The following is a 7357-nucleotide window of genomic DNA, read 5'->3' as shown; positions in this document are numbered from 1 at the left end:
CCCCGGCCCGGCGGATTACCCGGCGGGGAGCGGGGCACAACGGATTCAGGCCCGTGGCGCGGGGGTGCGGGCGGGCGAATCGGGCGGTGTGCCCCGTTGCCGCGGGACTCAAGTCGATTTATCGTCCCAGCACGATTCGCGCGCAAGATCACAATATGTGAAGGGGCCGCGGCCATGGTGGCGAAGAGGACCGCGAAGAAGGCCGTGGCCGAGAAGACGGCGGCGAAGAAGGGCACGGCCGGGAAGAAGGCCACGCCCGCGAGGAAGAGCACGGCTGCGAAGACCACGGGGAAGGCCGTCGCGGAGAAGGGAGCCACCGTGAAGCCGGTCCTGGAGCAGACGGGCGTGACCGAGGAGACCGCCGGGCACCCGGCGGCGAGGAAAGCGGCCGCCAAGAAGACGGCTGCCAAGAAGACGGCCGCCAAGAAGACGGCCGCCAGGAAAGCGGTGGCCGGGAAAGCGGTGGGCGAGAAAGCGGTGGCCCCGGTGGCCGGGAAGACGGCGGCGAAGAAGGCGACCGCCGAGAAGGCCGCAGGGAAGAGACCGGGGAAGAAGACGGCCGCCGGAAAAACCGCGGCCAAGGACACCATTCCGGCGAAGGTCACCGAGGTCGACAGCACTGCGGTCGAGAAGCCCTCCGCCGGGAAGACCGCGAAGGCCGTGGCCCACGAGACGGCGCCGGACGAGCGGAGCACGGCCAAGAAAGCGGGCGCGGCACGGGCCGCGGAGCAGACGGGAGCCACGACGGTGGTTGCGAAGAAGACTCCTGGCACGGCGACGGCGGAGGACGGCGCCGTGCCCAAGGCACGCGCCGCCGCGGCGGAGCCGGGCGAGCTGGCGGTGCGCCCCGGGGAGGACCCCTGGACCGGGGAGGAGGTCGCCGAGGCGCGCGCGGAACTCCAGTCCGAGATGGAGCGGCTGCGGGCGGAGATCAGCTCCTCCGAGGCCTCCCTCGTCGGCCTGATGCGCGACTCCGGGGACGGTGCGGGCGACGACCAGGCCGACACCGGCACCAAGAACATCACCCGCGAGCACGAGCTGGCGCTGGCCGCCAACGCGCGCGAGATGCTGGTGCAGACCGAACGGGCCCTGGAACGGCTGGACGCGGGCACCTACGGACTGTGCGAGAACTGCGGCAAGCCCATCGGCAAGGCCCGGATGCAGGCCTTCCCGCGGGCCACCCTGTGCGTGGAGTGCAAGCAGAAGCAGGAACGCCGCTCCTGAGCGTGTGACGGCGCAGGGGCGTGCCGTAGTCTCGTCCTCACTCGGGTATCTAGGTTGAGGGACTCACGTGGCAGAGGCGGAGAGCGTCATCGGAACGCCGGACACTTCGGACGACAGCGAACGGCGGACGCCGGAGCAGACGCGCAGCGGCCGTGGACGACGGATCGCCGTGCTGTTCTCCGTGGCGGCGTTCGCCTACGCGCTCGACCTGATCAGCAAGATGCTGGTGGTGGCCAAGCTGGAGGGCCGCGCGCCGGTCGAGGTCGTCGGGGACCTGCTGGAGCTGCACGCCACCCGCAACCCCGGCGCCGCCTTCGGTTTCGCCCCGGCCTTCACCGTGATCTTCACCCTGATCGCCGCCGCCGTGATCGTCGTGATCATCCGGCTGGCCCGCAAGCTCTACAGCTTCCCCTGGGCGGTCGCGCTCGGCCTGCTGCTCGGTGGCGCGCTCGGCAATCTCACCGACCGGATCTTCCGGGCACCCGGCCTCTTCAAGGGCGAGGTGGTGGACTTCATCGCGCCCAAGGGCTTCGCGATCTTCAACCTCGCGGACTCGGCGATCGTGTGCGGCGGCATCCTGATCGTGCTGCTGTCCTTCCTCGGCCGGGACCCGGACGGCACCATCCACACCAACTGACGGCCCGGCCCGGCAGGCCGGGCCGGAACCGGTTTTCCACAGGCTCGTGCGGGGGCCGTCCGCCCGTCCGGCATACTCGACGGGTGAGCACGATTCCCGAGATCCGTACCCTGCCCGTGCCCGACGGCCTGGAGGGCGAGCGCGTCGACGCCGCCATCTCCCGCATGTTCGGCTTCTCCCGCACGAAGGCGGCCGAGCTGGCCGCGGCCGGCAAGGTGCAGGTCGACGGCGCGGTGGTCGGCAAGTCCGAGCGGGTGAGCGGCGGGGCCTGGCTGGAGGTCGAGATGCCGCAGGCCCCCGCGCCGGTGCAGGTGGTCGCCGAGCCGGTCGAGGGCATGGAGATCGTGCACGACGACGACGACGTGGTCGTGATCGTCAAGCCGGTCGGCGTGGCCGCGCACCCCTCCCCGGGCTGGACCGGCCCCACCGTCATCGGCGGTCTCGCCGCCGCCGGCTACCGGATCTCCACCTCCGGCGCCGCCGAGCGCCAGGGGATCGTGCACCGCCTCGACGTGGGCACCTCCGGCCTGATGGTGGTCGCCAAGTCGGAGTACGCGTACACCTCGCTCAAGCGCCAGTTCAAGGAGCGCACGGTCGACAAGCGCTACCACACCCTGGTCCAGGGCCACCCGGACCCGACGAGCGGCACCATCGACGCCCCCATCGGCCGCCACCCCCACCACGACTACAAGTGGGCGGTCACCGCCGACGGCAAGCCCTCGGTGACGCACTACGACCTCATCGAGGCGTTCCGCGCCGCCTCCCTGCTCGACGTGAAGCTGGAGACCGGCCGCACCCACCAGATCCGCGTCCACATGGCCGCGCACCGCCACCCGTGCGTCGGCGACCTCACCTACGGCGCCGACCCCACCCTGGCCAAGCGGCTGGGCCTGACCCGCCAGTGGCTGCACGCCGTGCGGCTCGGTTTCGAACACCCGGGGGACGGCCGCTGGGTGGAGTTCGGGGCCGACTACCCCGAGGACCTCCAGAAGGCCCTCGACCAGGTCCGCGAGGAGACCTACGGGTGAGCACGGAGCACAGCGCGGAACACACCGTCCGGGTCGCCGAGGACCCCGCCGACCTGGAGGCCTGCCTCGCGGTCCGCAAGGAGGTCTTCGTCCGTGAGCAGGGCGTCGACGAGGCCATCGAGTACGACGCGTACGACGCCGTCGCCGTGCATGTGCTGGCCGTCCGGTCGGACGGCGTGCCGCTGGGCACCGGCCGGCTGCTGACCGGCGGGGCGGCGACCGCCAAGACCGGCGCGGACGAGACGGTCGGCTCCCTCGGCCGGCTCGCCGTCACGCGGACGGCGCGCGGGCTCGGCATCGGCGCCGCCCTGGTGCGGGCCATCGAGGACGTGGCCCGCGCGCGCGGCCTCGCCGCGGTGGACCTGCACGCGCAGACCCAAGCCCTGGGTTTCTACGAGCGGTTGGGCTACGAGGCGTACGGCCCGGAGTTCCCGGACGCGGGCATACCGCACCGCGCGATGCGCCGCGCCCTGTAGCCGTTCTCCCGAGGCGGCCGGCGAAAGCGCCGGTGAGCGGGGGTGCGGCGGCCCCGTCGGCGCGCGGTGCCGGGACGGCCGGTGTCCGGGTGGCGTGGCAGGCTTGAAGCCTCGCGTGTGATCGTCGACCCAGGAGCGCCGGCCTTGAATCAGTTGGCTCTGTTGTTCGCCCTGCTGCTCGGGGCCCTGGTGAGCGTTCCGGTGGGGGACCGGCTCAAGCTGCCGGCCCCGGTGCTGATGACGCTGTTCGGCGGGGTCCTGGCGGTCGCCGACTTCGTGCCCAATGTGAACATCCCGCCCGAGCTGATCCTGCCCGGGTTGCTGCCGCCGCTGCTCTACGCGGCGGTACGCCGCACCTCCTGGCGGCAGTTCACGGCCAACAAACGCCCGATCCTGATGCTGGCCGTCGCCCTGGTGTTCGTGACCACGGTGTGCGTCGCCTTCGTCGCCAACGCGATCGTGCCCGGCCTGTCGGTCGCCGCCGCCGTGGCGCTCGGCGCGCTGATCGCCCCGCCCGACCCGGTCGCCGCGACCAGCGTCGCGGGGCAACTCGGGCTGCCGCGCCGCCTGGTGTCGATCCTGGAGGGGGAGGGGCTGTTCAACGACGTCACGGCGATCGTGCTCTACCACGTGGCGATCGCCGCCGCGGTGAGCGGCACGTTCTCGCCGTGGCACGCCGGACTGGAGCTGGTGCTGTCCGCGGTGGTCGCGGTGGTCGTGGGGCTGCTGTTGGGCTGGGGCGCCAACCGGCTGATGGACCTGCTGGGCGACCCGACCCTCCAGATCGGCATGACCCTGCTGGTGCCGTACGCCTCCTACGTGCTGGCGGAGAAGCTGCAGGGCTCCGGCGTGCTCGCGGTGCTCACCACCGCCCTGTACCTCTCCGAGTACGCCACCGGCGCCGACGACGTGATGACCCGGCTGGCCGGACACACCTTCTGGGACATCATCGACACCCTCGTCACGGGCGTCGCCTTCGGGCTGATCGGTCTGGAGCTGCACAACGCCATCCGCACGGCCAGCGGTCGCTGGGGCGAGCTGATCGGCTGGGCGGCCGCCGTCGCCGGTGTGGTGATCGTGGTCCGGCTGCTGTGGCTGCTGCCTGCGACCTGGCTGACCAAACGGCTGCACGCCCGCCGCGACCTGGACGAGGAGATCCCGACCAGCTGGCGGGAGACGGTGGTGATGTGGTGGTCCGGGATGCGCGGGGTGGCGTCGGTCGCGCTGGCGCTGGCCATTCCGCTGGAGACCGACGCGGGGCGGCCCTTCCCGGACCGGGACGAGATCGTCTTCATCGCCTTCGGGGTGATCGTCGCCACCCTGGTGGTCCAGGGGCTGACCCTGCCGTGGCTGGTCGACCGGCTCAGGGTGCAGGCGGACGCCGAGCGGGAGAAGGAGTACGAGAAGGAGCTGGCGGTGCGCGCGGCGAAGGCGGCCAAGCGCCGGCTGCGGGAGATCGAGCAGGTGGAGGACCTGCCCGAGGAACTCTCCGAGCAGATGCTGCGGCAGGCCTTCGACATCGGCATCCGGATCAGCCCGGACATGGGCGAGGAGGAGCGGCGCGAGGCGCAGCACCAGCGGGCCAAGCGGCTGAAGCGGATCCGGCGCATCCAGGGCGAGATGCTCAGCGCGGCCCGGCACGAGGTGCTGGCGGCGCGCAGCGAGCCGGGCATGGACCCGGAGATCGTGGACCGCGTCCTGCGCCACCTCGACGTGCGCAGCCTGCGCTAGGGCCGCGTCCCGGGGCGTCGCACCGCGGGCCCCGGGCGGCTGTCCACAGCCACCGCCCCATTCGGTCATACGAACACACCGCGACTGTGGACAACCGGAAGCGCGGGCGGCGGCACGCTCCTACGCTCGGATCATGACTCGCAACATCGTGATCAGCGGCGGCGGTACGGGCATCGGGCTGGCGACGGCCCGGGCCTTCGCCGAGGACGGGGACCGGGTGCTGCTCCTCGGGCGGCGCGCGGAGGTACTGGAGAAGGCCGGGGTGCCGGGCGCGCTCACCCACGCGGCGGACCTCACCGAGCCCGCCGACGTGCGGGGCGTGGCCCGGCTCGTCGCCAAGGAGTTCGGCACCGTCGACGTGCTGGTGCACAGCGCCGGGGGCTCCGGCCGGCTGGAGCCCCCGGCCGCCGGCGACGACCCCCTCGACCGGGTGGCCCACGAATGGACGGTCGCCTTCAGACTCAACACCCTGACCGCGGCGCTCCTGACCGAGGCCCTGGAGGAGCGGCTGGCCGAACCCGGCGGGCGGGTGCTCTTCCTCAGCTCCATCGCCGCCTACCGGGGCTCGGGCAGCGGCGCCTACGCGGCGTCCAAGGCAGGGCTGCACCCCTATGCCCACGACCTGGCCCGTCGGCTGGGCCACCGCGGCATCACCGTGAACGTGGTGGCGCCCGGCTACGTCGAGGACACCGACTTCTTCGGCGACGCCATGGCCGAGGAGCGGCGGGCGCAGCTCATCGCCGAGACCTCCACCGGCCGGGCGGGCCGGCCCGGCGATGTGGCGGCCACCCTGCACTGGCTGGCCTCGCCCGCCGCGGCGCACATCACCTCACAGGTGATCCAGGTGAACGGGGGTGCCGAGCGCGGACACTGAACCGGCCCCCGCTCAGCCCCGGCCGGTGCGCGGGTATTCGTAGGCCTTGCGCAGGGTGCCGCGGTCCGGGGAGGGGACGCGGTAGGGCGGGAGCACCGCGTCCGAGGTGTTGACCCGGGGCAGCGCGTAGGGGTGCTCGGCGGACAGCCAGCTGATCATCTGCTCGCGGACCGCGACCCGCACCGTCCAGATGTCGTCGGCGTCCTTCGCGGTCACCAGCGCGCGCACCTGGATGGTGTTCGGGGTCGAGTCGGTCACCACCAGGCCGTAGGCGCGCCCGTCCCAGGCCGGGCACTCGCGCAGGATGTCGCGCAGCTTCTCGCGCATCGCGTCCATCGGGGCGCTGTGGTCGAGGTGCCAGTAGACGATCCCGGTCATCTGCGGGGTGCCCCGCGACCAGTTCTCGAAGGGTTTGGAGGTGAAGTACGACACCGGCATGGTGATCCGGCGCTCGTCCCAGGTCCGTACCGTCAGAAAGGTCAGGGTGATCTCCTCGACCGTGCCCCACTCGCCGTCCACGACCACCGTGTCGCCGATCCGGACCATGTCGCCGAAGGCGATCTGCAGCCCGGCGAACATGTTCGCCAGCGTCGACTGGGCGGCGACCCCGGCCACGATGCCGAGGACACCGGCCGAGGCCAGCAGGGAGGCGCCCGCCGCGCGCATCGCGGGGAAGGTCAGCAGCATCGCGGCCGCCGCGACCACTCCGACGATCGCCGAGACCACCCGCATGATCAGCGTCACCTGGGTGCGCACCCGGCGGACCCGCGCGGCGTCGTGGTGGGCGCGCGCGTAGCGGCTGTACGTCGTCTCGACCACGGCCGCCGCGATCCGGATCACCAGCCAGGCCGCCGCCCCGATCAGCACCAGGGTCAGCGTCCGCCCGACGCCGACCCGGTGCTCCTGGAACAGCTTCGCCTGGTCGTAGGAGCCTCTGAGCAGGGCGGCGCAGAGGACCAGCTGGTAGGGCACGCGGGCGCGCCGCAGCCGGTCCCACAGCGGGGACTCGGGGTGGCCTTCGTCGGCCTTGCGCAGCAGGACGTCCGTGGACCAGCCGATCAGTACGGTCAGGAACACGGACGCGCCGACCACGATCACCGGGCGCAGTACGGTCTCCATGCATTCGAACGTAACCGGCTGGGCCGATCGTGAACCTGTGACATGGACCGCTGCCGGGCCGGGGCGCCCGGCGGCCGGGGCCGTGCGGGGCGGACGGTGATGCGCGGGGGGGGGCGCGGGGTCGGCCGGGGGGGACGGGTGCGCAGGTTGCGCGAGAAGGGGATCGCTTCCTGGGCGGTGCCCGGGTCCGGGTCGCCGTACGGGAGGTCCGGCCACAGGGAGCCGGCGACGGGGGCCATGGCGGCGAGGTACTGCCGCGTCGTGCGGC

At 72.6% G+C, this 7357-nt stretch carries 7 protein-coding genes; 6 read left to right on the top strand and 1 reads right to left on the bottom strand.

The features are described from left to right. The first annotated feature begins 174 nt into the window (after positions 1 to 174). From FRZ03_RS31230 to FRZ03_RS31205, 6 genes are all read left to right on the top strand, one after another. Positions 175 to 1224, top strand: coding sequence for a TraR/DksA family transcriptional regulator (locus FRZ03_RS31230; protein WP_146468446.1), 1050 nt, complete (start codon positions 175 to 177; stop codon positions 1222 to 1224). 67 nt (positions 1225 to 1291) lie between these two features. After that, positions 1292 to 1861 (top strand): signal peptidase II, encoded by a 570-nt coding sequence (gene lspA / locus FRZ03_RS31225; RefSeq protein WP_146468445.1) that lies wholly within the window; start codon positions 1292 to 1294, stop codon positions 1859 to 1861. An 83-nt stretch (positions 1862 to 1944) separates the two neighbouring features. Next, positions 1945 to 2889, top strand: a complete 945-nt coding sequence (locus FRZ03_RS31220; protein WP_146468444.1) for an RluA family pseudouridine synthase — start codon at positions 1945 to 1947, stop codon at positions 2887 to 2889. Further along, positions 2886 to 3365 (top strand): GNAT family N-acetyltransferase, encoded by a 480-nt coding sequence (locus tag FRZ03_RS31215; RefSeq protein ID WP_146468443.1) that lies wholly within the window; start codon positions 2886 to 2888, stop codon positions 3363 to 3365. Before FRZ03_RS31220 ends, FRZ03_RS31215 begins: the two co-directional genes overlap by 4 nt. Positions 3366 to 3509: 144 nt before the next feature. Beyond that, a complete protein-coding gene (locus FRZ03_RS31210) occupies positions 3510 to 5096 on the top strand; it encodes a Na+/H+ antiporter (protein ID WP_146468442.1) in 1587 nt (528 codons plus the stop codon). A gap of 133 nt (positions 5097 to 5229) precedes the next feature. After that, a complete protein-coding gene (locus FRZ03_RS31205; RefSeq protein WP_146468441.1) occupies positions 5230 to 5970 on the top strand; it encodes an SDR family NAD(P)-dependent oxidoreductase in 741 nt (246 codons plus the stop codon). 12 nt (positions 5971 to 5982) lie between these two features. Here the strand turns inward: FRZ03_RS31205 and FRZ03_RS31200 are convergent, their stop codons facing one another. Further along, positions 5983 to 7089, bottom strand: a complete 1107-nt coding sequence (locus FRZ03_RS31200) for a mechanosensitive ion channel family protein (RefSeq protein WP_146468440.1) — start codon at positions 7087 to 7089, stop codon at positions 5983 to 5985. Positions 7090 to 7357: the final 268 nt, after the last annotated feature.

It is taken from the genome of Streptomyces misionensis (assembly GCF_007896895.1).
In the GTDB taxonomy this organism is placed as follows: domain Bacteria; phylum Actinomycetota; class Actinomycetes; order Streptomycetales; family Streptomycetaceae; genus Streptomyces; species Streptomyces misionensis_A.
This window is presented reverse-complemented; position numbering and strand designations above follow the sequence as displayed.